This window comes from Embleya sp. NBC_00888 (assembly GCF_045207655.1).
Classification (GTDB): domain Bacteria; phylum Actinomycetota; class Actinomycetes; order Streptomycetales; family Streptomycetaceae; genus Embleya.
Map to the genome: position 1 here is coordinate 8,026,498 of NZ_CP108784.1, position 25,323 is coordinate 8,051,820.

Here is a 25,323-nt window from a genome sequence, read left to right on the forward strand (position 1 = left end):
GCCCCCCGGATCGCACGGACGCCACGGATCAGCCTTGATATCAAATATGGACCAGTTTTGATATCATGGGATTGTTTTCCGTCGAGGACAGGGGAGTCTTCATGTCTCGTACGCTCATCGATCTCGACGACGCGTTGCTCGCCGAGGCCCAGGAACACCTCGGGACGAGCACCAAGGTCGCCACGGTGAACGCGGCGCTGCTCGCCGCGGTCAAACTGGCCCGGCGGCGGGAGTTGGCGGACGCGATCGCCTCCGGCGAGTTCGACCTCCTCGACGAGGGCCGCTCCGCCCCACGCGACGTCTCGTGAACGTGAACCGGCAGCGTTACCTGATCGACAAGTCCGCGCTCGCCCGCTGGGGCAAACCCGCCGTGCGCCCCGTCCTGGACGACCTGTCCGAGCGCGGGCTCCTCGCGGTCACCGGGGCGGTGGAAATGGAAGTCCTGCACAGCGCCCGTGACGCTGACGAGGCCGACCGTCTGCACCGCCTGCTCACCGGCTTCGACTACCTGCCCTGTCCGGACGAGGTGTGGGATCGCGCCAAGGACGTGCAGCGCCTGACGGTGGGCAAGGGTTTCCATCGGGCGCTGTCCATGGCCGACCTGCTCATCGCCGCCACTGCGGAGCGCCACGGTGTGGTGGTCCTGCACTACGACGGTGATTACGACATGATCGCCGCCGTCACCGGCCAACCCACCCAATGGGTCGCCCCCGCCGGAACAGCCGACTGACAGCGAGCGCTCCGCGCCCTCTCCGGTCACCCCGTGATTGTGGCACCACGACGGATAGTTCACGTGCATCGCCTACGGACGCTTGGACGCTGTGCCCGGGTGTCTTGCAGTCTGGCCCGGCCGCGATCTGTCAGCCGGTGTCCGCGGTCATCGCCGAGCGGCAGCCAGCCGGATCTGCTGCCTGGATTTCAGCGGCATGGTCTGCTTGTGGGGTCCGGCACAGCAGGCATTCGATTAGAGGTCACAGTGAGCCGCATTGGGGAGGTGGTGCTGTGGGTACTTGCCGGTGCAGGGCCAGTGAAGGGAGAGGACCATAAGCAAGGTGGCGACCAGCTGAAGTACGGTACAAAACACCGCCGGGGGCTTACAGCTGCCATGAACTCTTGCCAGATTTCCGACGCTCATAGCCTATTCTTTCATTCTCGACCACTCTCTCCATCTCTGCGATGGCACGTGGATGTTCCTTGCCGAGGTATTCACACACCCGCCTTTGCCAATCGAGGGTTGGTGTACGCTTGCCCAGCATTGGGAAATAGAGGCGCCGAAGTCCCTCGGCTAGCTCGCTGGTCTTAGCCCACGGCACACCGCCTGGGAGCTGGTTCTTCAGCACGAGTTCGGCGTGGTGCGTAGCATTGGTTTGCCCCATCCAGGCCATGGCGTCTGCGTACTGGCGCGGACTCAGATTGTTTTTGATCCAGCAGTAGACTTCCATGAATGCCCGTGCCTTCTCCTCCTTCGTGGCCTTCGGGACGAGGTCATAGATGAGTTGCGGGTCAAGGGGTGAGTAGACGGTCCGAAGAGCTGGCGTCCCCTTTCTCCCGGATCCACGACATGGTACGTTTCCGCTGCTGAATCTGGACCACCGGTGATGATATCCGGCCTTTCCTTTTCCGGCTTCTTCGACACTCTTTTCACACTTGCGGCATATGACATACCCGTCCGGCTCCCGCCAGGATTTCTGTCGTTTGACAGGCGGGGTGACGAATGGTCTGTCCGGCTCCTCCTCCCGCATCCGGGCTTCTTCATCCAATTGAATCAATCGCCGGGCCTCGGGCGATATTGGTTGGGGAGCATGGAAATATGGTGGCAATGATTCTCTTACAGGTTCCTCATATAGAAAGTCATCGTCCCGACACGTCTCGCATATGGCGTTGAATGGGCCGGTATCTCCGCACTGGCGGCATCGATACAGCACCTCGACCCCTCCTCGGCGATAACGTCAAATGTGACTCTTCCAGAGTCTCACCGCCGACGGTTGCTGTCTGCTTCAGGCCTCGACGCTGAGCTGGCGCTCAGTGCGCAACGGATCTCTCGGAACCCGGCCAGGCGGCTGCTGGCCCGTCCTCCCACGGCCAATCCGATCGCCTGGACCGTTCGGGAGACGGCTTGGGTTCCACGCTGGTAGCGGTAGTCCAAGTGCCCGATCTGCTCGGCGAACGTGGGCCTGTCGATGGCGCTGTGTGGCGTTGCCGGCTGATGGGTGGGTGGTGGCGGATCTGGTGTGATTCCGGGGGTGGTGGTTGGTGTGTGCGTGGTGGTGTGAGCTGGGGTGTTGCAGGTTGGGTGAGAACGTTTCGTGGCCGTCCCGGCGAGGGCCGTGGGGGCCTGACCTGGGATTATCGCGGTTTCGTTGAGAACACCCGGGTGTGTTGCACGTAGCCCTGTGCATCTAAAGGCCCGGATCGTGTTTGTGCTGGTCACGGCGTTTCGGACTGGGTCGCAGGGGTGAGGCGCTGGCATACCGTCCGGGTGTGCGTGGCCGGGTGGTGCCGGGGTGGTGCCGGGTTTCGGCGAGGTGGTCCAGGCGGATCCGGTCGAGGCTGGTTTTGGTGATGCGTTCGGTGCCGTCGTCGATCGCGGTGATCGCGGCTTGGCGTATCAGGTGGGAGGGGGCTGCCGATCCGTCCGGCGGTGCGTTGGTGGAGGTGGGCGGCGAGGCGGGGGAGTGTCCCGGCGCGGTGTGCGTTCGGGTCGAGCGCGGTTTCCACGCCGGCGATCAACTCGGTGAACGGTTCGCGTTTCCCCAACCGCGCGGGGAACGCCCCGCACTCGATCAGTGAGGCCCGTCCGGCGAGTTGCGCCCCGCGTACACCCGCGAACAACGGTGTGGCGGCCACGTCGATGCCCGCGTACACGAACGTCGCGCCGATGCGTTCGGTGAGGTCTTTCAACAGATCCGCGGTCTCCGCGCCGGTGGTGGTGCGCGGGTTGAGGCGGCGGAGTCTCGTCGATGAGGACCAGGCGGACACCGGCCCGGTCGTACGTGTGGCAGACGGCTTCGGTGATCTGTGCCTGCGTCATCCGGGCCGTGACGGGGACGCCGAGATAGCGGGCGAACTGAGTGATAGGCCAGCCGTTCCTCCCGGCCACGTGGCGGCGCGCCGGGCTCGGGTGGCACCGGGGGCGGTGCGGCCACGAAGTTCTGCCAATCCTGCCAGGTGGTGACCGGCCGGGATTGTTCCGTCGCGTCACCACCGTCGCCCCACGGGTCTTCGGCCGAGTGCACGCCGAGGCTCACCATTTCAGGGCCTCCTCATGGGCGTCGTAGAGCCCGTAACCCGGGTACGGCGGGGCGGGGGAGCCGGGCTCGTCCTCGTCGGCGTCCGGCCCCGGGAGCGGTGACTCGTCGAGGCCGTCGTCGAGTTCGTCGAGGCTCTCCTCGCCTTTCCCCGGGACGCTGTCGCAGAGGCCCTGCTCCCGCCCTTCTCGCACGGAACGGGCTGGCGGGGGAATCCGGGTGGGTGTGCCGCGGGCGAGGAGGCGTTCTTCGGTGCGGGTGGCCCCTCCGGCGCGGGCACGACGCATGAGTTGATCGAGGGCTTCCGCGAGGTTCGCTTCGTGGATGTCGGCGTCGGTGTGGGGGCCGGCGGTGGCACGCGGGTATTGCCAGGTGCGGTCGTCGAACGGGTGGTGGGCGTGCTCGCGGTGGATCCAGGGGATCTCCGTCAACTCGCCGTCGGGCAGGCGGATCCACACCTGGCGGCCGTCGTGGGGATTGTGGTGTACCTCCCACTTCCCGCCTCGGGCGACGATCCCGGAGGACTGCCCCCGGTACGGGCCCAAGACCTCGTGGTCGTAGCTGCGGTGGTCGATGCGGATCCCGCATTCGCCGACCGCCTGCCACCGCACCGGCAACAGTTCGACGTAGTCCTTGCCGCTCAGCGGTACCGACACGTATCCGCACGCCGCGACCAGGGCGGCCCACATCCGGTTCGGTGTCAACGCGACCTTCGGCATCACCGGATGTCGCAGCCCTTCGTGGGGGCGGTGGTGCCAGTGCACGAGCCATTCGTCGAGCAGGTCCTGCAACTGGGCGACGCTGAAGCACGCCTCACGCTCGACATCCCTGCCGCGCCGGCCGGCGTCGGAGCCGGTGTATCCGGGAAGGTGTTGGCAGAAAAGGGAGTTGATCGATCCGAAGGTGCGCTCGACGATGCCTTTCGCCGTCGGCGCGAACGGCGGAGCCGGCTGCACGCTCCCGCCGCCTTCGGAGCACATCCCGGAACGTGGTTGCCACGCGTTCGGGCGGCCCGCCCCACGCCACCGGGATCGCGGGTGGCGCGATGGTTGACGACTCCTTACGCCCTGCTCGCGGTAGGTCGCTCGCATGCGCTGCATCGTCATCGTCGTCGTCGTCGATTACACCTGCCCCCAAGCCGGCATCGTCAACTTTTCGACTTTGGAGGCCCGTTCCGCGGGCCGGGGTCCGCCGGCCCGGGTCGTTCTCCGGCCTTGTTGCCGCCGCCCGCTGGCGTGACCGCCCCTCGCGCGTGTGCCGTTGTCTTCTCCTGTGTCGCGGCGGATCCGGTCTCGAACAGCCCCTCCACGAACCGGCTTTCGTCTAATCCCCGCTTCGCACATTTGCGCACGGGAAGCCGGGATGGGCCGTCCTGCTCTCCGTGGCGTTCCGCGTCGACGTGATTCCCGCCCGTCCGCCCGGCCGGTCGGTGCGGATGCGTCGAAGTCGTCGGCGGCATCGCCTTCTTTCGTCGGTGACCGACCGGCGGGAAACTGCTTGATGCGGACAAGAGAGCCGAGGCTACGATGCCGGTCATGCCCGACCCCTCGGTTCCTTACACCGATCTGCCGAGTACCGATCTGACCGTCGACGTCGTCTACGAAGGAGGACCGACCACCGGCTTCGACCACGATCCCATCCACCGGATCGTCGGGACGTCGAATCGGGGCGGATTCCGGCGACGGGTCCACTGCGGCGCCACCGTGCTCGCCGTGCTGTACGCCAACCGGAGCCGACCGGAGTGGCCCGACACGATCGACGCCTTCCGCGGAACGGCGCTCTACCACGGGGACAACAACCGACCGGGGCGCGACCTGCACGACACGACACCCAAGGGCAACGCCTTCCTCCGCGACGTATTCCGCGAAGCCGCAGGCGGCCGACAGGGCCGTGAACGCGTGCCCCTGTCAACGCTCTCTGAAAACTGACCCCCTGCGGGTCCTTGGGTTCTAACGTTCGTCGCAACATTCCTTGATCATTAGGGGTGTGTCGATGGCGAGGCGGGGACGTAAGCGCAGGTTGGAGATCGAGGCTGAATACTGGCGCCTGCTGGCGGCCGGAGTGGGCACGGTCGACGCGTGCAAGCAGCTCGGGATCGGGCGGAAGACGGGCTATCGATGGAGGGCGGAGAGCGGCGGCCTGCCACCGGTCGTCCTCCCGGAGGCTTCCCGCTCGGGCCGCTATCTGTCACTGCTGGAACGCAAGAGGATCGCCACTCTGCGCGAACGTGGCCTGGGCGTCCGGGACATAGCCGAGCGACTCGGCCGGGCACCGTCGACGATCAGCCGTGAACTGCGCCGCAACAGCCTCCCACACGACCGCGGCGTCTACGACGCCGACCTGGCCCATCACCGCAGTCTCGAACGCGGCGGGCGACCGCGCCGCGTCAAGCTCGCCGCGGACCCCGAGCTGAAGGCCGAGGTCCAGGCCAGGCTCGACCTGGAGTGGAGCCCCGAACAGATCGCCGCCCACCTACGCGCTCTCTGGCCCGACCGTCCCGAACGACATCTGTGCCACGAGAGCATCTACCGGGCCCTCTACCAGGGCGCCCGAGGCGGCCTGAGCAGGACGCTCACCAGAAAACTCCGAACCGGACGGCCCCTTCGCAAGAAGCGCCGCCGCTCCGACCAACGGGCGGCGAGGTTCGCGGCCCCGGCCGTCCTCATCGACCGCCGACCACAGGTCGTCGAGCTGCGGTCACGTCTGGGCGATTGGGAGGGCGACCTGATCGTCGGTCCCCGCAGCCAATCAGCGGTGGCCACCCTCGTCGACCGCCGCACCCGCTACCTCCTCCTGGTGGCACTGCCCGACGGACACTCCGCCGACCATCTCCGCGACGCCCTCGTCGCCGCACTCGGCGCACTCCCGAATCACGCTCGCCGGACCCTCACCTGGGACCAGGGCTCGGAAATGGCCCGCCACCACGAACTCGCGCCCTACTTCACCGATGGTGTCTTCCTCGCCCACCCCGGCAGCCCCTGGCAACGCGGCACGAACGAGAACACGAACGGGCTGATCCGCCAGTACCTGCCCAAGCGCACGAACCTGTCCCTGCACACTCCCGACGACCTCCGCGTGATCGAGGACAGACTCAACAACCGACCCCGCAAGACCCTCGGTTGGCAGACCCCCGCCCTCGCATTCGCCGCGGCCCTGACACCATGACGCTGCAACGTTGCGACGCTCACGCGAATCCGCCGCCCCGCCGCCCCGCCGGCATGGCGCCGATGGGTCGAGACGAACACCTACGTCCCCCGATCCGTTGCGAAGGCGCGCACCTCCGACGAGCAGCACCCGGATTCGGCGGGGCACGACCTCGTCGAGGAGATCGTCGCGTTCTGCGCCGACGATTCCTCGGCCTTCGAACGCTGCGCCGCCGCGCTTTGGCGCATGACCGCACCCGCGACGCACGACCTCGTGCCACCCGCTGGGGAACCCACCACGAACGGCGACTGGACAGGACGGTATCTCCTCGGCCCCGTCGACGACCCCATGGCCCTCGAGTTCGGCTTCGCAGCCCGGTGTCACCGCGCCGACGACCCGGTTCGAGCGAGCGACGTGCTACGTCTGCTCGTGACCGTGCGCGACCGGCGAGCGTTCGGCGTCTTCGTCACCACATCGTTCTTCGAGCCCTCGATCTATCGCCAAGTTCGCGAAAGCGGGTATCCGCTGAGCCTGATCTGCGGGAAGGACATCAGCCTTCTCCTCCGCGCCCACGGCTACACCACCCGCGAGAAGGTGCGTACCTGGCTGATCCGAACGCTGGGCACCTGACGGCCGCGACGAACGCAGAACCCGCCCCGACACCCACCGCTGCGCCGCGCGGCCCGGCCACACCCACCTCACCGCCCGATCCGTGCCCACCGGTCGCTGCGTTCCCGGACGTCGCAGTCCCACGACCGCCCGGCCTCGCGACACCCAGCCCGGCCACCACCCGCCGCCGCGCCTTCGACCGCACCGTCTCGCACCGCCGCCGTGTGACACCCCACGCCCACCCGCCGCTGCGCCGTACACACGGTGGCGCGCATGCCGGGTCGGTGTGGCCGTAAGCCACAAGCACGAAATGATAGGAGCCGGGTATCATTGCCTCATGCTGTATGCGATTCCCCATCTCGAGCCGGTCGACCTGCAGGTCCTGGAACAGGTCGACACGATGCGTGACCGGCTGCGCCACGCGGTCCAGCAGGCCCCCAGGAAATGGACCCTCGACCTGCGCAAGGCCCTGACGGCCAGCGCCATCGCGGCGTCGAACACGATCGAGGGCTACCGGGTCGATGCCAAGGACGTCGCGGACCTGATGGACGGGGAACGCGAAGTCGAGGCCAGTGACGAGAACAAGGCGGAGACGCTGGCGTACCAGCAGGCCATGACGTACATCCAGTCGCTGCACGACGTCGCCGACTTCCGCTACGGCAAGGAACTGCTGAACGCGCTCCACTGGATGCTGCAGGGACATCATCATCCGCTGAAGACGGCGGGGCAGTGGCGAAAGACCTCCATCCGGATCACGGCCCCCGGCGACGAACTGGAGACCGATTACCAGGGTCCGGATCAGGAACTGGTCCCCGGCCTGATGGGCGAACTCGTCGACTGGCTGAACGAGGGCGACCTCGACGACCACGTGCTCATCCGGGCCGCGATGGCGCACCTGAACCTGGTGAAGATCCATCCGTGGTCGGACGGCAACGGGCGGATGTCCCGCTCGCTGCAGACCCTGCTGATCGCCCGCGGCGGAGTCCTGGCCCCCGAGTTCTCCTCGATCGAGGAGTGGCTGGGGATGCCGGGCAACACCTGGGACTACTACAAGGTGCTCCGCGAGGTCGGCGGCCCCGTCTGGTCGCCCGAGCGCGACACCCTGCCGTGGATCAAGTTCAACCTCCTCGCCTACCACCAGCAGGCCCAGCGAGTGCGGCACCGTGTCGACCGCTCCAACGAATGCTGGGTGCAACTCATGGAGGCCGCCGAAGCCGACGGCATCACCGAACGGCAGGTCACAGCCCTCCACGAAGTCGCCATGGTCGGCAGAGTGCGGCGCTCCCGCTACGAACGGGCCGAAGCGATCAACACCCAACAGGCGACACGCGACCTTCAAGCGCTGACGAAGGCAGGGGTGCTGACCGCCGTGGGACAGACCAAGGGCCGCCACTACGTCGCCGGCCCCCGCTTCCCGCAGAACGTACTGGAGATCGCCAAGCGACCCCACCGCATCGTCAACCCATACATCGAATGACACGCAGGGGAGTTGCGCAGCCAGGGATGGCACCGGCCGGCCGACACCGGCTGCCGGAGCCGATGGGTCGGACGGTCCCATGTCGTCGGCGGGTCGGACGGGCCGTCGGAGTACCGCCCGGGCCGCGTCCGCGGTGCTGCCGGTCTGCGCTCCACGCAGCTGCACCAACTGTTCCTGCACACCATCCACGAGCTCGCCGATCAGCATGCGTTCCTCTGCCGGCACCGTCGTGCGCCACAGCGTCCCCGAGCCGCCCGCCTTCCGTTCCCTGCCCAGCGACCGCAACAGCGCGGCCGTGGTCGCCGGTCGATCCTCTTGCCGCACCCGCCACGGGTCGTCTACCCACCCGAACCCCACACCCCCACCCGCGCCCCCACGCCGTCGGCGGATGACGGCGCCCATCCACGCGATCAAAGGGCCGCCGTAGTCGACCGCGACAACCGGCCCCAACCACGACCGCCCGACGCGCTCCCCGAGCTCGCGGCAGAACGCCCCGTCCGCGGACAACGTCCGAGGCCGCCCGGCAACGCTGTTGCGCCACAACCGCTCCGCCAGGACCGGATCCAGCAGCGCGTCCGCGACCGCGACCACCTCCGGGAAGACGACCGCGTCCCGTCCGACCACCCGCCACCACAAGTAGTCATCCCCGGCGTCCCCGCCCGCGACCGCGCGCAGTCGCCGCGGCCAGATCTCCTCCCGCTCCCAGGTCAGCGCCGACTCCCACCATCGGCACACCATCGCCCACGCCACTTCGAACGCCTCCCCGGGATCCACCCCGACCCGCGCCGCCCGCCGCGCCACATCGGCTGCTCCGTCCCGGCTGTTTTGAAAGATCTTGTCGATTGATCATGTGTTGACCATTGGATTTGCAGGATCTGGGACTTTGGATCTTGGCTGTGTGGCCTGGGTTTTGCTGTCTTGTGAACCGCTCCGGGTTTGATCGAGACTCTCGTTCTTGAGAGAATCGGACGAATCATGCCGAAGCACTATCCAAGGGACCTCAAGGAGCGGGCCGTGCGCCTGGTGCTGGAGTCCCGTGACCAGTACAAGTCCGAGCACGCGGCGATCCGATCGATCGCCGCCAAGCTCGATGTGGGGCCCGAGTCGCTGCGCCATTGGGTACGCCAGGCGGAGGTCGACGCCGGTCACCGACCCGGGACCACGACGGAGGAATCCGCGCAACTCAAGGCGTTGAAAAAGGAGAACGCCGAACTCAAGCGCGCGAACGAAATCCTCAAAGCCGCGGCGTCTTTCTTCGCGGCCGAGCTCGACCGGCCACACACGCGCTCGTAGCCTTCATCGACGAGCACCGGGACCGCTTCGGCGGAGTCGAGCCGATCTGCACCGTGCTCACCGCACACGCGTGCAGCATCCACCCGTCCACCTACTACGCGTACAAGAAGCTGATGATCTGCGGTGGTGTGTCGGTGGAGATTCGGCGGGGTTTTGTCAGTGGGGTGGAGTCGGCGTTCCGGCTTGTGGTGTGGGGTGCGGGGCTGGGCGGTCCGTTGACGGTGGGTGCCGATCTTCTGCTGACGCTTTTGACGAATCATCGGGTCGGTTGAACGCAGATCGGTATGACGGGTGGTGTTGGTCCAGGTCACAGGCCGGTTCGTGTCAGTGGACCGGGGGCCTGCACCGCCGTGGCTGTCGCTTACATGCGTCAGGGCACCGGATCGGTCACTGCGAGGACCTCGGGTTCGCCGATCACCAGGGCGACAAGGGCGAGGCGACACGAGTGGGCGACGGCGCCCCAAGACGACGGACCGCGCCCTGGTGTGTGTTCCCTGGCCGGTGGTTGTCCTAATCCGTTGTCGTGTTTTCCGGCGTGGCGGAAAGGTTGTCCCACGAGCGCGGGTCGGTCCTCAACGTCTCGGTCAGTTCGTTGGCGTCCCTCAGCCGTGACAACACGCTTTCGAAACGGGTGCGTTCCTGCTCCCAATCCCGTTCGAGATGGGGCATGGCATCGCCAGACAGTGCGCGTGCGAGAGCGAAGAGTTCTTGCCTCCATTCCGGTGGGATCACGCGTTCGTCGACCACGGCGTTCCTGAGGGCGAAACACGCGAAGACGGTCGTCCAGGTGATGGCGGAGACGACCTTCCGGCTCGTGTCGGCGTCGAAGATGATCGTGGTTTGGACGTTGATCACGTCGTCCTCCACGTGGAGAAGCCCCAGACACGACACCGCCTTGGGATGGGCCCAAGCGCTCGCCTCGCGGTAGAAGTTGGCGTAGGGCCTCACCCCGTCTTCCGACTCGTGCTGTGCCTCGCCGAGCCATTCGCGGACCTTCTTGTCGGGAGTCCACTGTCCCTTCTCGATCCACTTCTGGGCCGTGCCTTCTTCTTTGGCGAGCATGCGGCCGAGCCCCGTCGACTCGTAGACCGAGCGGAGAAGGTTGAACGCCTCGGCGTTGAACCCCTGTGCGGCGAGCTCGTACGCGGCCCGAAGTTGCGTGTACCCACGTCCGAAGAGAGCGGCGGCAGCGATAGCGTTCGGGAAGGCGCCCTCGACAGGAGTTCCGGTGAGGGCGTGCACGAAGCCCCCGTACAGCGTGAATGCCCGCCCGAGGTGGTCACTCTCGGGCCAGGTCGGCAGCGCGGTGCCGAACCGGTGGTGGTGCGCCCAGTTGTCGGGCAGATCGCTTGGTGAGTCCTCGTTGTTCATGCCTTGAGGATCGATCCTCGACCGGCTCTCTGCCAGGCGTACACGCCTCGCCTGTGATGGGCCCGAGCCTCAGTGGGGCCGACGGGTCGTGACTGCATGGGAGCCGAGGATCCTCCGCGCCCGGGTTCGGGTGTGGGGCCGGGCCGCCGACGTCTTCCGTTCAGGAAGCGTGCGTCCCGTCCGTCGGTCCGGCTTCGCGTCCCCGCTGCCGCGTGGGGTGTCGCCCAGTGCGCGTACAACACGTCCTGCGCCGGCGCGGCCACACCACCCGCCGCCGGTGTCGGATGGACGGTGACCCGGCCCGCCGCCCCGTCGTGCGCCCCCGAGCACGGTCGCCGTCCAGGCGGGATCGTCACGGCGATCGACGATGACGTGGAGCGGATCCGGTGCCGACACCGAGAACGCCGTCGGCCCCGCCGACGGCGCGGCGAGGTGCGTCACATGCCGCCGATCTTGCTGTACACCCAGCGCACCAAGTCCCCGTCGACCCGGACGAGTTCCATCTTCCGCATCCCGGCCAGGACGTGGGTGGTGATGTTGGCCCAGTTGCGGAAGCTGCCGTGGGCGGCCTGTTTGTCGATCGCGTCGATCAACGCGATGTCCACGTCCGCCCAGACGGGGTGGAAGGCGGGGATCGTAGCCCTTACCTCTTCCTTGGACATGCGGGTGAACTCCTGCCATATGAAGATCCTCGACGCGAGCATCGGCTCCCGGCGCAAAACCTTGTAGCAGCCGTCGCCCCCGGCGAAGATCACCGCGATGTCGGTGCGCTTGTCGTCCCACAGGTGACGCCAGAACTCGAACCCGGTCTTCTTCATCCACTGCGCCTCGTCACAGACCAGGACCCGAAACTCCTCGGCGAGGGCGTCCTTGAGGAGGGTGTCGAACTCGATGGGACGCGCGGGAGGCTCACCCGGCAGCCCCAACGCCCGGAAGAGCCCGTGACGGATGTCCCTGGGCGTGGGGCCGGCACGCAGTTCCAGACGATGGGTGATGTCGGGGGCCAGGTGACGCAGGGCGGAGTTCACCGACATCGTCTTGCCGGACCCGGCCGGCCCGTAGACGCACATCATCGCCTTCGCCTCGATCACGGCCTCGATGTTGTCCCGGGTGGTCAGCAGTGTTTCGGTACCCACCAACCGCGCCTGCTCAAGGCCCAGGAAGTGGTCCTCGCTCTCGTCGGGCAGGAGTCCGTAGTCCGGGTCAGTGATCATCCGTGTCCTTGTCCGGGGGAGGAGCGGCCGCGACCGGGCGGACCCAGCCGGCGGGCGCGGGGCCGTGCGGGACGAAGTCCGGGCGCGCCAGCGCACGTCGGTCCACCCGCGCCGCCGTGCCCAACTCGTCCTCGGCCTGCGAAGAGGTGGGCGAGGCGAGGAGACGGGGCGGGGCCGCGACGGTGGAGGCCTCGAAGCGTCGGCGGCGCAGTTTCTCCGCGGCCTTGAGATCGGCCTTGAGCCGGCGGGCGGCCGCGGTGCGTGCGGCCTGGACCGAGCGGATCTGCTCACGACTCGCGGCGGCGGCCAAAAACGCCGGCCCGAGGTAGCGGCCGGTGACGACGTCGAAGACTTCGATGGTGTCGTCATGGTGAGGCAGGTGCCGTACCGAGACCTTGGTGCCGGTACGGCCGTTCATCCAGGGGGCGAGGTAGTCGCGGCGCCGGCGGCGCACGCCGTTGGTGGTGATCGTGTAGGTGCGCCCGTCGTCTTCCAGGGCGAAGGTCGCCATCTGCCCGGCGGGCACATCCGCCAGCGGTGTCGGATCGGCCTGCCACGCCTGGACGGGGGTTTTGCCGTTCAGGGCGGCCGGCCGGTGTTCGGTGTTCCACCAGGTCACCCAGTCCAACAGCAGGCCCACGAACGCCTCGTAGGTCAGCGGTGGGGCGTCCGGGTCGGCGAGCCGGCCGCCCGTGAGCCTCTGGCGGCCGGTGTAGCGGGGGAGCGAGACGAGGAACATCTCCTCCACCGCGTCATTCAACGCCTCGATGGTGCCTTTCAGATGCGGGCTGTAGGCGGGGAGGTCGGTGACGGGGACGGCGAACGCGCCCATCGCCGCGGTGACCGTCGCGCACAGGAACTCCTTGCCGCGGTCCACCCGGATCCGACCGGGCAGTCCCCCCATCGGCCCGAAGGGTCCTCCGCGGGTGATCGCGATCCGCAAGGACGCCAGTACCGCGTCCCGGCTCGGCGCGTGCGCGGTGACCGCGACCCCGGTGACGACCTTGGTGGCGCAGTCGATGAACCAGGTCACCCACGGGGTGGCCAACTCTCCCTCCACGTCGACCTCGACGGGAACGTGCTTGTGGTCGCCTTCCCACGCCGCGTTGCGGTGCGTCGGCGGCCGTTGCCCGAACACGTCGTGGGCGCGCCGGGCGGCCTCCCCGCTCTTGAGGCCGGCCCGCTCGCCGCGGGTCAGGTCCCGGCGGACCGCCCGATGCAGCGTGGACAGCGACGGCACAGCCGGCGCGTCCGGATCCTCGGCCGCCTGCCGTACCAGCTCGGCGTGGACCCGTGAGGCGTTGCCGCCCCACAGCGCCAGCAACTGCCGGATCTCCGTGGTGACGGTGAAGCGCGACGCCTCCACCCGCGCGAGACGCCGGTCCCGGCGCGCGACCGCCAGCCACCGCCACACCGTGCGCTCCGACTTCCCCAACGCCTGTGCGACCAAGCGCACATGCACGGCCGTCAGTTCCCCGCGGCCATCGAGGTCCAGGAGCCTGGGCATCGCCGCGGCCCGCCCCAGGCGTGACGGAAAGACGGCCTGCACCCCACCTCGGTAGTCCTCACCGCCCCCATCCGTCATGCATCCCCCTTCTCGCCGAGCCGTCAGGCAGCCCGAACGGCCGCTCCGACATCAGGTGTCCCAGAGATTCGTCACCCGGTTGACCGGTATCGGCATACCGCTGACAGCACAGCCCCTGTCGAGTACGTCAGGTGGCCGCGTGGCCGTTGACAGTCAGGGAACCCGTGTCTCCTACGCCGGTGGCGCGGGTTGATGTTCCGGGGTCCGGGTCCGCTTGGCAGGCACAGCCGGTGAGTGCGAGGGGAATCGATATGGGTTCATCCATTCGGGTGAGTAGTGTGAATTCGTGGCGGTGAGGGCCGGGGCCGTTCCTACTGTCGTGGTCCATGCAGGACGCGGACACGACCCCGAGGCCGTCGTCCGGGTCGAGGTCGTGCGCAGCACGCGGTTGAAGGGTGAGGCGGAGTGCCTGAACCGGACTGCGGTGAACCGGTTCTTCGCGGATCCACCCCGCCGGCCTCCAGGATCTACACCCGCACCGAGGTCCTCGCCATGTCGGAGGAGGAGACCATGAGCGTCGTCCCCGCCACCCACCCGGCCCGGGAGACCGCAGACGCCGGACTCCTGCAGCACATCGACCGGGTGCACGCCGACGGCTCCATACGCGAGTGGGCCAAGGTCACCCACCACGTCCTCAAAGGCCTCAAGCACTTCAGGACCGGCGACGTCGACCAGCAGGTGATCGAGTGGGCACTGAAACAGTGCTGACAACCTCCGACCCCCGGCGGCCGTCCCACTTGTTCGCTCCGGTACCCCACCCCCTCGAGGCGGGGATGCACTTCCTGGACCTGCCGGGTGCTCGGGCCCTGCGCACCCCCGGCCTGCTCGACACGACACACGCCCTCACGGCCTGCCTCGCCCAACGGGCGATGCTGTGCCTGTATGGAGCCTCCGGCGTGGGCAAGACGTTCGCCGTCCGCCTCGCACTCGCCGGCCACCCGCCCGACCGGCACTGCCGGCTCGACCTGCGCGCCCACCCCGAGCCGACCGACCTGCGCGCGGCCCTCCACCACGCCCTCCACCTCCCCGGCGATCCCCCCTCAGACCCGGGAGTCTGCGACGCGAGCATCCTCGACACCCTGACCCGACCGCCGCGAATCGTGGTCGTCGACGACGCACACCAACTCTCGCCCGCCGCGTTCGAGTACCTGCGCTACCTGTACGACACCCTCCCCGGCGGCCTGTGCATCGTGCTGATCGCAGGCGAGGACAGCGGGCAACTGCTGCGCAGACAACGGATGCTGGCCTCCCGCACCGCCGCCTGGGTGGAGATCACCCCGCTGCTCCCGGACCACGTGCCGCAGGCCATCTCCCGCCTCCACCCGATCTGGCGGCACACCGACCACACGGTGCTGCGCCACATGGACGCCCGCTTCGCCCACGGCCGGCTGCGCCGCTGGGCAGCGCTGACCCATCACACCCGCCGCGCCCAGACTTTCGCCCACACCGGCGCCGTCACACCGGAGTTACTCGAGCGGATCGCGGACCGTATCGACCCTCCGCCTCGCCGATGAAACCCCTGACCCTCTTCTCCCGGCCGGCACCGCCGGTCACGCTGATCACCGACGACGGCGACGACGCGGCACTGGCCCGCGCGGCTCGGCAATGCTCCGATCCCCGGCACGGGCGAATCACCGTCGACCCGACCCCCGCCACCGTCACCTCGACGTTCCTGGCCCGCGACATCCTCTCCGCACTGGGCCGCACCGCCTACGTCCCGACCCACGGCCGGGCCATCACCGCCGCACCCGCGTGGAGAGCGGTCGCCTGCTGGTTCACCGTCGACGACATCCGGCAACTGATACTCCTGCGCGCCCACTTGCTGACTCCGGACCGAACCGAGCGCCTGGCCGCCCTACGCGCGACGACCGGCATCCACCTGGTCCTGATCGCCAACCCGCCCGGCCGCCCGGACACGGCCCGCCTCGATCTCCACCTTGCCGAAGCCGGTCTCGCCGGAGAACTGCAGCGCCTCGACGGCGTCCACGCCGCGCTGGGCCTGTTCGTCCCGCCCACCACGCCCAACCGCTTCCGCCCACCGTTCGCGGCGCCGCAGACCCAGGACACCGGTCTCCCGGCCGAGAGGCCGCGCACGTCGAACCCGGCGGATACTCCGAGTTCGCGCGCCCAGCACCGCGCGGGGCAAAACGCCGCCAAGACCTGGCTGGCCCGGCACCGCATCACCCCCTCGACGCCCCCCGACCAAGCCGACCTCGAACTGTTCCTGTCCCGCCTGACCACCCTCAGCCCCAACCCCGGCCACACCACGGCCCGCGTCCAGGGCGCCCAGGCCGGCTTCGCCGCACACGGGCTGCGCCTGACCGTGCCCACCGACCTCGAAGCCGCCGGGGGACCGGGCATCTGCACAGTCCCTTTCACCGCCCACGTCGCGCACCGCGTCAGCCGCGCCGTTCCGCATCCCGTACAACTCTCCGCGCTCGCCACGCTGCTGTTCACCGGAGCCCACCCGGACCAGGTGGCGGCAACCACGGTGGACGGCATCGACGAAAACGGTACCCGCCTGGCACTACCGGAACAGTGGAGCCGTGACCACGACCCAGACAGTCCGCCGCCCTTGGTCTGGTACACCGTTCCGCCCCGCGCGCGGCCCATCCTCGAGGCGGCGCGGATGTTCCGCGTACTCGAGGAAGCCCCCGGCCACTACGGGCTGTTCAGCACATCCTTCGGCCATCGACTTCAAGCCCTGCGGCAGGACGCAGATCATCCGATCCCCACATTCGACCACCCACATACCGGGCACGACTGGCACCACCAAGCGCGACTGACACGGAACTGAGCACCCGCGCCCAACGGACCAAAACATCAACGCAAGCCAAGGCAACAGCCCCTAACCGCCGACCGATTCGACCCGGCCGCCACCGAGCCCGAGAGCCCGACGCGAGCCCTTCCACGACCGGCCGCGGCGACACCCTCACGGACGCGTCGCCCCAGCGCGGTCGGCGGTTCAGGCGACCGCGCCGCTACGCCCATCGCATGCCCAGAGCGGAGAGTGCGTCGAGCCTGTCTTGCGGGTAGGACCCCGCCGCTGCCGCGCGTTCGCCAACGCCACCCCCAACTTCACCTCGTGGTCCACACCGCCTGCCCGGACGATCTCGAGATGCCTGCGGGGTACGGTCAGGTGCACCTCGCGCGCCCGGAACGCACCCGCGGCGGCGAGAGTGAGCGTCCACCGGTTGACAACGACACCCGCCGGGGCCGCCCTCTCCTCGCACTCCCCATTACCTTTTTGGTGGCCCCGCAACGGGGCTCCCGGCCTTCGGGACCGGCATGACTGTCTCCCCCTGTTGAACGCATGGCCAGGGGGGTGGTGTCACCGATCCCGAAGGCATCGACAGACCGCTGATTAGGGGCATGACCACCGGCTTGTCCGCAGGTCGGGAGGCTCTTCGTAATGTGGATGTGGCGATCGGTGCCGTGGGACGGCCGGGCAGGAAACGATTGGAGGAAGCACGTGATCGACATCGGCGACATCGACGTCTTCCTCGGCCTGGACGTCGGCAAGGGCGAACACCACGCCACCGCGCTGACCCCGGCCGGGAAGAAGGTCCTCGACAAGCGAATGCCCAACAGCGAGCCCAAGCTGCGCGAGGTGTTCGCCAAACTCGCCACGAAACACGGAACCGTGCTCGTGGTCGTCGACCAGCCCGCCTCCATCGGCGCCCTACCGCTCGCGGTGGCCCGGGACATGGGCTGCGAAGTCGCCTACCTGCCCGGATTGACCATGCGGCGGATCGCCGATCTCTACCCCGGCGAGGCCAAAACCGACGCCCGCGACGCCTTCGTCATCGCCGACGCCGCCCGCTCGATGCCCCACACCCTGCGGGCAATCGAGGCCGCAGACGAGGCGATCGCCGAGCTGGAGATGATCGTCGGCTTCGACGACGACCTCGCCGGCGAGGCCACGCGAGTCTCCAACCGGATGCGCGGCCTGCTCACCCAGATCCACCCCCACCTGGAACGCGTCCTGGGCCCACGCATCCAACACCCCGGTATCCTCACGCTGTTGCAGCGATTCGGGTCCCCTGCCCTGATCCGCAAGGCCGGACGCAGACGCCTCGTGAACCTCATACGACCCAAGGCCCCACGCATGGCCGAACGCCTGGTCGACGACATCTTCGCCGCGCTCGACGAACAGACCGCGGTCGTCCCCGGCACCGATGCGACCGCGCTCATCGTCCCCAGCCTCGCCGGCTCGCTCACCGCCGTCCTGGACCAGCGCAAAGTCCTCGCCGCCAGGATCGAGGAGCTCCTGGAGGCCCACCCTCTTTCGAAGGTCCCGACCTCGATGCCCGGCATCGGCGTCAGGACCGGAGCCCGGATCCTCATCGACGTCGGCGACGGCAGCCGCTTCCCCTCCGCCGCCCACCTCGCCGCCTACGCGGGCCTGGCCCCGGCGACCAGGAGCTCGGGATCGTCGATCCGCGGCGAACAGCCCTCCCGGAGAGGCAACAAGCAGCTCAAACGCGCGTTCTTCCTCTCCGCGTTCGCTGCCCTGAACGACCCCGCCTCCCGGGCCTACTACGACAAGAAGACAGCCCAGGGGAAGCACCACACGCAAGCCCTCCTCTGCCTCGCCCGCCGAAGAGCCGACGTCCTCTTCGCCATGCTCAGAGACGGCACCTTCTACGAACCCCGGCCGGCGGAGGTCACCTGAGCGGCGGCTCGGTCAGGAGGACGACCCGGTCGGCCCCGACCTCGAATCCGAGCACCGGATGGCCGTGGTCGCCCTCCGGGTCCATGAGCACGGGCTTGCCCAAACCCCGCCCGATCTCCCGCAGAAATCCGCAGAACGCATCGAGTCGCTCCTGGCCCTGCAACTCCCCCAGGTCGACGTCGAAGTCGATTTCGTCGTGGTCGTGGAAACGGAAGATCGCCAACACACCACCCGTCGGCCAGACCCGCAGGTTCGGACACTCGGCGTCACGCGGGCGGGACAGCACGGCCCTCGCCCGGGGCACCGGCAGCACCATCTCGCCCTCGGAGTACCGGCACTTCCAGCCTCTCGCCTCGACAAGATCAAGGACCGTCTGCCAGTCCTCCACCGAGGCGTCAGGGACACGCATGTCCGGCAGGGATCCCATCAGGTCGGGATCGAAGAAACACTTCACGTCATCCCACAGCAGATCGGGCACACCACCATGTTGCCCGGCTCCCCACCCCGAATGCAGCCCGATTTCCCTTGACGAAACCCATAGGGGCACCCCCCGCACCCGTCGAACGCCGAGCCCGGTCAACGCCCTCCGCTGCGCCGGGGTCAGTTCCGCCCAGCTCGTCTTCTGTCGCTGAAGCCATCGTCCGACGGGTTCGCCGCCGATGGTGTGACCCGGCGTCAACTCGGCCGGGCGCCCACCGCCTTCCACGTGCAGCCGGACCAGGGCGAGTATCCGCTGCCAGTCCACCGACCATCGCCGTGCCGGGTCGGTGCGGCCCATGGGGTTCCAGTCGGGGTCGACGGCGGCGAGCCGTTCCCATCGCTGCGCCCGGCGGGCGGGGTTGGTGCGGGTTTCCAGGGGTCGGCGGCAGTTGGCGAGTACGTCGTCTCACTTGGGTTGTGCGGGTGTGGTGCGCTGACCTGCGGTGCGGCACGGATTGAGAATGTGGTTTGTGTTTTGTGACCTGGGATTTCGGTGTGTGGATGGGGCGCGCTCGTTCGCGAGGGGTCGGTTGACCTGCGGTGTCGCAGAGTTTGAGAGGGATGTGCAACGCGATTGAGAATTCCCTTTGGGAAGCGGTGTGTTCGCTGGCCGGGATGGTGGTGGGCGGTGTGTCGGAGGGTCCGGGTTGGGGAGCCGGCGGTACGGAGTTGTCGTTGGTGGATGTGGTCGGTGGTTCCTGTGATCCGGTGGCGTTCGTCGTCGGTTTGCGGGTTCCGGGGTGTGTGCCCGTGGTGGCTCCGGGTGAGCGTGCGGGTGAGGGCACGTTGTGGTTGACGGCCGGCTGCGGGGTTCCGTCGGTGGCCGCGGCGGGTTTTGCCGGGGGCCGGTGTCCGAATGTCCTTCAGGCGGGGCCGCGTTCGCTCTGGAGCGAGGTGGAGGAGGTTTCGCTGGTGGGTCGGCCTGAGGTGTTCGACTTCGGTCTGACCGTGACGGTGAGGTCCGCCAGCTCCCGTGGTTCGGCGGTCCCGATCACGAGTGTGAAGTTGCGGTTGGGTGTCGTGGTGGCCGCGTGAGTATGTCGTCGATCGTGTGACAGATCTGCCTGGTCACAGCCATGTAGGGCCCTGGTCGCGTCTTTCCGGTGCGGTTTTGTGGCGTCATGGAAACGACGTCCCGCAGGTCGGCGTCCTGCAACTTCCCCTTGGGCCGCCCGCTGTCCGGCTTTTACCAGAACGTCCCGCCCGCGTCATCGGAATGCCGTTTTCGGCGTCACGGTGACGCGGTTTCCGTGTTCCTGGAGGAAGCGGTGTTCCGACGGCCGGGTCGTCCGGCTCCCGGGGCCGGGCAGGAAAAAGGGGAAGGGGGAGTGGTGGTGACCGACGCACCCGAGGACGACCTGTGGGCAACCGGTGTGGTGCCGGCGGCTGCGGCCCGGGAGCAAGTGATCGCCCGCCTCACGGGGTTGGAAGCCCGGGGCGCGTTGACGCCCGAGCACCTCCGACTGGCTGCAGCCGCAGCGGGGAAGTCACCACGCACCCTGCAGCGCTGGCTGCAAACGGCCCGTGAGGAAGGCCGTACCACCCCTCGCCCACGGCCACGGTTCACGATCACCGCCGACCTGCACGCCCGGCTGGCGCTGTGGGGCGGGAACGCGGCAGCCGTGCACCGCGAGTTGATCGCCGAGGCCCACGCGGCCGCCACACACCGCACCACAGGAACAGGGGACACGAGCACGGCCCCGCCGGACGTTCCGTCACTGGCCACACTGCAACGCGCGATACGCCGAGACGTCAACACCGGCCAACGCGCCGCGTTCAAAGGCGGAGAACGCGCCCGCCGCCTCCACGACGTCCACCTGGCCCGCCCACGCCAATGGCGCAACGCCTGCTGGGAAGCCGACCACAAACACCTACCCGTCCAGGTCGAGTTGGAAGGGGAACTGGTCACACCGTGGGTCACCTGGTTCATCGACTGCGCCACCGGAGCCGTCCCCGGCGCGGCCGTCACCCCCCACACCCCCTCCCGCGACGCGATCCTGGCCGCGCTGCGCATCGCCATGTCACGAGACGAACCCGACGGCCCCTACGGCCCGATCGGTGGTCTACCCGAACTCGTCCGCGTGGACCGCGGCAAGGACTTCCTCTCCCGCACCGTCACCACCGCGCTCGGCGCGTTCGCCGTACCCGTGCACGACCTGCCGCCATACCGCCCGGACCTCAAAGGCACGGTGGAAAACCTCAACGCCTGCGTGGCGAGTACGTTCTGCATCGCCCTGCCCGGCCACCTCCACACCCCCACCACCTCACTCCGCGCACGACCCCCAAAAACCGCCCCCACCCACGTACTGCCCTTCGTCGAATTCACCTCCCGACTCCTGGACTGGATCGCGTGGTGGAACACCGAACACCACAGCCAGGCCCACGCCGGCACCCCGCTGCAGGCGTGGAACGCCGACCCGACCCCGATCGAGGACGTCCCCCCCGACCTGCTCTGGGCCTTCACCCTCGAAGACGACGGCCGAACCAGGACACTGACCACCAAAGGAATCCGCTGGCGCGGCCGCGACTACGTCGGCCCATGGATGCACGGCAAGGACGGCATCCGCGTACGCCTGCGCTACATCCCACACCACGACCACGAGATCGAGGTGTTCGACGCCACCACCCACGCCCACCTGGGCCGCGCCCACCTCGCCGACCAGGCCACAGCCACACAACGCGCCGCACTGCGCCGAGCCAAGGACGCCGAACGCCGCACCCTGGCACACGCCCTGGCCGAGGCCGACCGACAACGCCGACGGCGTTACGCGGCGGTCACCACCGCGACCGCCCCCCGACAACTGGGCGCACTCACCGCCGCGCAGGCCGAGGCCGAGCTGACTCGCTCCCGACAGGCGGACCTGGCCTCGCGCGCGCTGCCGGACCTGATCCCGCCCCGCGAACCACCGACGACCTGGGCACGCCCCCGCACCAGGCAACCGGCGGCCTCCGACACGAACACCGCACCGACAACCGGCGACGACACCGGCGAACGGAACTGCGACACCGCACCGCGCCGACCGCCGAGTCCGTCCGAGGAAGGCGACCGACATGAGCACCGCGACACGCAAGGGCCGCCTGCCCGGTGAACGCGAGGACCACTACATGCGCCTCAAGGGCGCCCAGATCGTGGGCACCAGAACCCTGCTCGCCGTCAGGGAGGACATCCGCGCCGCGATCGACGCGCGCGCGATGATCTGCGTCCACGGCACCGCCGGCCACGGCAAATCCCTCGCGGTGAACGCCTCGCTGCGCGAACTCGCCCCGACCACCACCCACCGCGTGGTCTTCCGCGCCCGCCCCAGCACCCGCGACCTGCGCCACGAACTCTTCCACGCCCTCGGCCTGCCCGGCCGCCCACCCTCCCACGCGATCGAGTTCGACCGCATGCTCCGCGGCGCCCTGGAGGAACGCCGGGTGTTGGTCTGCGACGAGGCCCAATGGCTGTCGAAACTCTGTTTCGAATACCTGCGCTACCTCTGGGACGACACCGACACCGACCTGACCATCGTCTTCACCGGAGGCAACGGCTGCTTCGAGATGCTCCAGAGCGAACCCATGCTCGAATCCCGCGTATACGCCTGGCAGGAGATCGGCCCGATGCCCCTGGACGAAGTCCTCGCCGTCATCCCCGCCTTCCACCCGATCTGGGCCGAGGCCGACCCGGACCTGATCGCCACCTGCGACCGCGAAGCCGCCCACGGCAACTTCCGCGCCTGGGCGAAGATCACCCACCACCTCACCACCGGCCTGGACGCCACCGACCGCACCCGCGTCGACGAGGAACTCCTGCGCTGGGCCTACAGCAAACTCACCCGCCGAGCACCCGCCCGATGACGAACACCCCGTTCCTCCCACCGGTGACGGTGGTCCTCGACCCCTTCGACGACGTGACCCACACCCGCGCCGCGCTCCACGCCCACCACCCCGCCCAAGGGCGACTGACCGTCCACCCCACGCCCGCCGCCACCTCACCACTCACGCTCGCCTACGACGTCCTCGCCGCCCTGGGCAAGCCCGTCCCCTTCGCCCACCCCAGCGGTCCCCGCAACCAGCAGATCCGGAACCGGATCGCATGGGCCACCGCCGCGGCATGGATTCTCACCACCGACATCACCCACCTGACACTGCTGCGCGCACACCTACTGCCCCCATCGTGCTGGCAACACCTGCTGACCCTGCGCGCGCACACCGGGATCCGCCTCCAGGCGGTGTGCCACCGCCCCACGGTCCCCACCGCCCTGACCCGCGCGCTCGCCACCGTCCCGCACCACCTCGCCGACGCCGCCGCACTGCTCCCACCCACCGACCCCAAGCCCGACATCGCGGCCTCCGCAGTGCCGCGGCGGCCCACGAACCGGTGGATCACCCTGCCCGCCCTGGCCCGCCTGGGCGAGCGCAGCCGGCACGAACCACCGCGCCCCGGATGCGGCTGCACCCCGCGCAGTCGCCGTTTCCCCGCCCGCACCTTCGCCCGACTGCGTCCACCCGTCGTGCCGCGCCTGCGGCAGGCCACCGCGGCGGAGATCCTCCGCAGGCTCGACGCCGCCACCGCCCACCCCCGCCCCGCAGCAGCGGTGGTGGCCACGGTGCTCACGGCCGCCTCCACCGCCCAGCTCGTGTGGACCCGCGCCACCGACCTCTCCCCGGATGCCGACGCCCTGCTCCTGCACGATCCGTCCGGTTACCACTACGGCTGCGTGGAGTATCCCGTGCCGCCCTGGGCTCGCCGTTCGTTGATCGCCGCCCGTCACCTGACGTGGATCACCTCCGGCGTGAGCGCCTTCCTGTTCGTCGACCCGAGCGATCCCCACGGGATCGCCCCCGAACTCCCCGCGCTCGCCGATCGATGCCGGCTCCGCGCGCGTGCCCCCCAACCTCCACCATCCCGGCGGCGCGGGACCCGATGACCACACCGACCCGGCCCGCCCCCACCGCACAGGCTTCGTGTAAGGAATCAACATTTCGGTAAGTGGTAAGGAATTGTTCGAAAGTTCCTCATGCGAAGCCCCGCCGACGCCTCTCCCACTCGCCCGACGACCCGACGAATCCCCGGAGCGTGAGGGGCTGCCGATCACCCGCCCCCGATGGGTGCCTGCTCGGTGACGGGGCGGTTGGCCTGTGGTGCCGCAGGGTTTGAGAAGGCCGCGCAACACGATTGAGGATTGCCTGTCGGACACGGCGTGGGGGTGGGATCACACGATGCCGAGCATGCCGAGTTGCGGACGCGGCCTCGTCGAGTCGTCCGTGGGCACAACCCGTACCTCGGTCCGGTTCCTGCGTCCCGGTTCCGGGAGTTGCTCGTGTCCGGTCTGCTGCGTGGGGGTCGCCGGCCGCTGCGCCGGGTGGAGGGTTGTCGACCTGCAGGTTCCGGGGTTTTCGGGCTGATTTTCCCGCCGGGTTTTCCTTACGACTTTCGGGCGTGGTTTCCGGGGGTATGGGGCGTCGGCGGGTGGGTTGTGGCGGGCTCGGGTGTGAGGGCCGCAGGAGGGTGTCCAGGCCGCTTGTCGGGGGTTCCTGGTGTGGGTGTCGGGGTGGGCTTGCGATGGCTGTGGAGGGCCGGTTCGATGCGCTGGGGTCGGTGCCGGTTCGGCCCGTCGGGTGCGGCGGTGGGGCCGCGGAGCGGGCTCGTGGGGTCCTGTGTGGTTGTCCGGTGGATTCTCATCGGACTGTCCATGGGGTGCGTGGGTGCGAAATCGGGATCCGTCTTTGTCCGTGGGGGAGTTGGTGATCTCGTCGCGGTCGGGTGAGTGGGACGACGCCCTGGGATCGGCCGGCCGCACGGTGAGAATGCCCTGCCCGGCGTGACGGGACGCACCAGGCCGGGGTTGGGGTCCGGTGGGGCCTGTGGATTTCCCCGAATCGTACCCGGCAAGAAGTTCTGATGCATGGTCTTGTTGCGTGATGCGACACCCACCTATATTGGAAGTCTTCGACTGGTCATGAAGTCGCCTGTTTCCAATGATGGTTGGCGCATGACGATCTCAAGTCCTCTGGCATCGTGCGATGTTGGTTTGCCCCACCGGTCGTTGTCTCGAATCGCCGGTCCCGCAGTGGAGACGGAACCACACACCAACCCGCCGTGCTGCCAGCACAGTTCCGGAGCCCATCGATCGGGGGGACCGGTGCGTTCGGTTCGGCGGGCAATCGCGTAGCGATTGCGTGTTGGTTGGAAGTGACGGAGTCACTTCCAGCCAACACCTCTTGCGACCCGTAGGGTCGCGCGT

The 25,323-nt window shown here is 68.6% G+C and carries 19 protein-coding genes and 1 pseudogene; 14 read left to right on the forward strand and 6 right to left on the reverse strand.

Annotated elements, in window-relative coordinates:
- Nucleotides 1-101 precede the first annotated feature (101 nt).
- Both OG948_RS34020 and OG948_RS34025 read left to right on the forward strand, forming a co-directional pair.
- Nucleotides 102-308, forward strand: coding sequence for a type II toxin-antitoxin system VapB family antitoxin (locus OG948_RS34020; RefSeq protein ID WP_331773371.1), 207 nt, complete (start codon nucleotides 102-104; stop codon nucleotides 306-308).
- Between the two features lie 2 nt (nucleotides 309-310).
- Nucleotides 311-730 (forward strand): PIN domain nuclease, encoded by a 420-nt coding sequence (locus OG948_RS34025; RefSeq protein WP_331773372.1) that lies wholly within the window; start codon nucleotides 311-313, stop codon nucleotides 728-730.
- 364 nt (nucleotides 731-1,094) lie between these two features.
- Here OG948_RS34025 and OG948_RS34030 read toward each other — a convergent pair whose 3' ends face one another.
- Both OG948_RS34030 and OG948_RS34035 read right to left on the reverse strand, forming a co-directional pair.
- Entirely contained in the window at nucleotides 1,095-1,742 is a 648-nt protein-coding gene (locus tag OG948_RS34030) for a hypothetical protein (RefSeq protein ID WP_331773373.1), read from the reverse strand.
- A 1,502-nt stretch (nucleotides 1,743-3,244) separates the two neighbouring features.
- On the reverse strand, nucleotides 3,245-4,204 hold the full coding sequence (locus OG948_RS34035; RefSeq protein WP_331773375.1) for a Mu transposase C-terminal domain-containing protein: 960 nt from the start codon (nucleotides 4,202-4,204) through the stop codon (nucleotides 3,245-3,247).
- A 579-nt stretch (nucleotides 4,205-4,783) separates the two neighbouring features.
- On the opposite strand from OG948_RS34035, the gene OG948_RS34040 reads away from it, so the two are divergent.
- From OG948_RS34040 to OG948_RS34060, 5 genes and pseudogenes are all read left to right on the forward strand, one after another.
- Nucleotides 4,784-5,176: a hypothetical protein gene (locus OG948_RS34040; RefSeq protein ID WP_331773376.1), complete on the forward strand. Its 393-nt coding sequence runs from the start codon at nucleotides 4,784-4,786 to the stop codon at nucleotides 5,174-5,176.
- Nucleotides 5,177-5,240: 64 nt separating this feature from the next.
- Nucleotides 5,241-6,413, forward strand: coding sequence for an IS30 family transposase (locus OG948_RS34045; protein WP_331773377.1), 1,173 nt, complete (start codon nucleotides 5,241-5,243; stop codon nucleotides 6,411-6,413).
- 225 nt (nucleotides 6,414-6,638) lie between these two features.
- Entirely contained in the window at nucleotides 6,639-7,022 is a 384-nt protein-coding gene (locus tag OG948_RS34050) for a hypothetical protein (protein WP_331773378.1), read from the forward strand.
- A 316-nt stretch (nucleotides 7,023-7,338) separates the two neighbouring features.
- Nucleotides 7,339-8,478 (forward strand): Fic family protein, encoded by a 1,140-nt coding sequence (locus OG948_RS34055; RefSeq protein WP_331773379.1) that lies wholly within the window; start codon nucleotides 7,339-7,341, stop codon nucleotides 8,476-8,478.
- Between the two features lie 975 nt (nucleotides 8,479-9,453).
- Nucleotides 9,454-9,881 (forward strand): annotated as a pseudogene (locus tag OG948_RS34060) (transposase); the annotation flags it as partial.
- A gap of 400 nt (nucleotides 9,882-10,281) precedes the next feature.
- Here OG948_RS34060 and OG948_RS34065 read toward each other — a convergent pair.
- The 3 genes from OG948_RS34065 to OG948_RS34075 form a co-directional block, all read right to left on the reverse strand.
- Nucleotides 10,282-11,142: a hypothetical protein gene (locus tag OG948_RS34065; RefSeq protein WP_331768912.1), complete on the reverse strand. Its 861-nt coding sequence runs from the start codon at nucleotides 11,140-11,142 to the stop codon at nucleotides 10,282-10,284.
- 437 nt (nucleotides 11,143-11,579) lie between these two features.
- Nucleotides 11,580-12,356, reverse strand: coding sequence for an ATP-binding protein (locus OG948_RS34070; protein ID WP_331768911.1), 777 nt, complete (start codon nucleotides 12,354-12,356; stop codon nucleotides 11,580-11,582).
- Entirely contained in the window at nucleotides 12,346-13,863 is a 1,518-nt protein-coding gene (locus OG948_RS34075) for a Mu transposase C-terminal domain-containing protein (RefSeq protein WP_406300152.1), read from the reverse strand. The genes OG948_RS34070 and OG948_RS34075 overlap by 11 nt, the downstream gene beginning before the upstream one ends.
- Before the next feature lie 588 nt (nucleotides 13,864-14,451).
- On the opposite strand from OG948_RS34075, the gene OG948_RS34080 reads away from it, so the two are divergent.
- The 4 genes from OG948_RS34080 (at nucleotide 14,452) to OG948_RS34095 (ending at nucleotide 18,616) form a co-directional block, all read left to right on the forward strand.
- Complete coding sequence (locus OG948_RS34080; protein WP_406292720.1) at nucleotides 14,452-14,649, forward strand: hypothetical protein; 198 nt, start codon at nucleotides 14,452-14,454, stop codon at nucleotides 14,647-14,649.
- A 65-nt stretch (nucleotides 14,650-14,714) separates the two neighbouring features.
- Nucleotides 14,715-15,455 (forward strand): ATP-binding protein, encoded by a 741-nt coding sequence (locus OG948_RS34085; RefSeq protein ID WP_331768908.1) that lies wholly within the window; start codon nucleotides 14,715-14,717, stop codon nucleotides 15,453-15,455.
- Nucleotides 15,452-16,738, forward strand: coding sequence for a hypothetical protein (locus OG948_RS34090; RefSeq protein WP_331768907.1), 1,287 nt, complete (start codon nucleotides 15,452-15,454; stop codon nucleotides 16,736-16,738). The genes OG948_RS34085 and OG948_RS34090 overlap by 4 nt, the downstream gene beginning before the upstream one ends.
- Before the next feature lie 621 nt (nucleotides 16,739-17,359).
- The gene (locus OG948_RS34095; RefSeq protein WP_406292718.1) at nucleotides 17,360-18,616 is read left to right on the forward strand and encodes an IS110 family transposase; all 1,257 of its coding nucleotides are present in this window, start codon (nucleotides 17,360-17,362) and stop codon (nucleotides 18,614-18,616) included.
- Here the strand turns inward: OG948_RS34095 and OG948_RS34100 are convergent.
- Nucleotides 18,609-19,094, reverse strand: a complete 486-nt coding sequence (locus tag OG948_RS34100) for a hypothetical protein (RefSeq protein ID WP_331768905.1) — start codon at nucleotides 19,092-19,094, stop codon at nucleotides 18,609-18,611. The two genes, OG948_RS34095 and OG948_RS34100, sit on opposite strands and share 8 nt — an antisense overlap.
- Before the next feature lie 1,408 nt (nucleotides 19,095-20,502).
- On the opposite strand from OG948_RS34100, the gene OG948_RS34105 reads away from it, so the two are divergent.
- The 3 genes from OG948_RS34105 to OG948_RS34115 are packed head-to-tail and all read left to right on the forward strand — an operon-like array spanning nucleotide 20,503 to nucleotide 24,006.
- A complete protein-coding gene (locus OG948_RS34105; protein WP_406300151.1) occupies nucleotides 20,503-22,185 on the forward strand; it encodes a Mu transposase C-terminal domain-containing protein in 1,683 nt (560 codons plus the stop codon).
- Nucleotides 22,148-22,933: an ATP-binding protein gene (locus tag OG948_RS34110; protein WP_331768903.1), complete on the forward strand. Its 786-nt coding sequence runs from the start codon at nucleotides 22,148-22,150 to the stop codon at nucleotides 22,931-22,933. The genes OG948_RS34105 and OG948_RS34110 overlap by 38 nt, the downstream gene beginning before the upstream one ends.
- Nucleotides 22,930-24,006 carry a hypothetical protein gene (locus OG948_RS34115; RefSeq protein WP_331768902.1) on the forward strand — a complete coding sequence of 359 codons (1,077 nt, stop codon included), beginning with the start codon at nucleotides 22,930-22,932 and terminating at the stop codon, nucleotides 24,004-24,006. The genes OG948_RS34110 and OG948_RS34115 overlap by 4 nt, the downstream gene beginning before the upstream one ends.
- The last annotated feature ends 1,317 nt before the right edge of the window (nucleotides 24,007-25,323 follow it).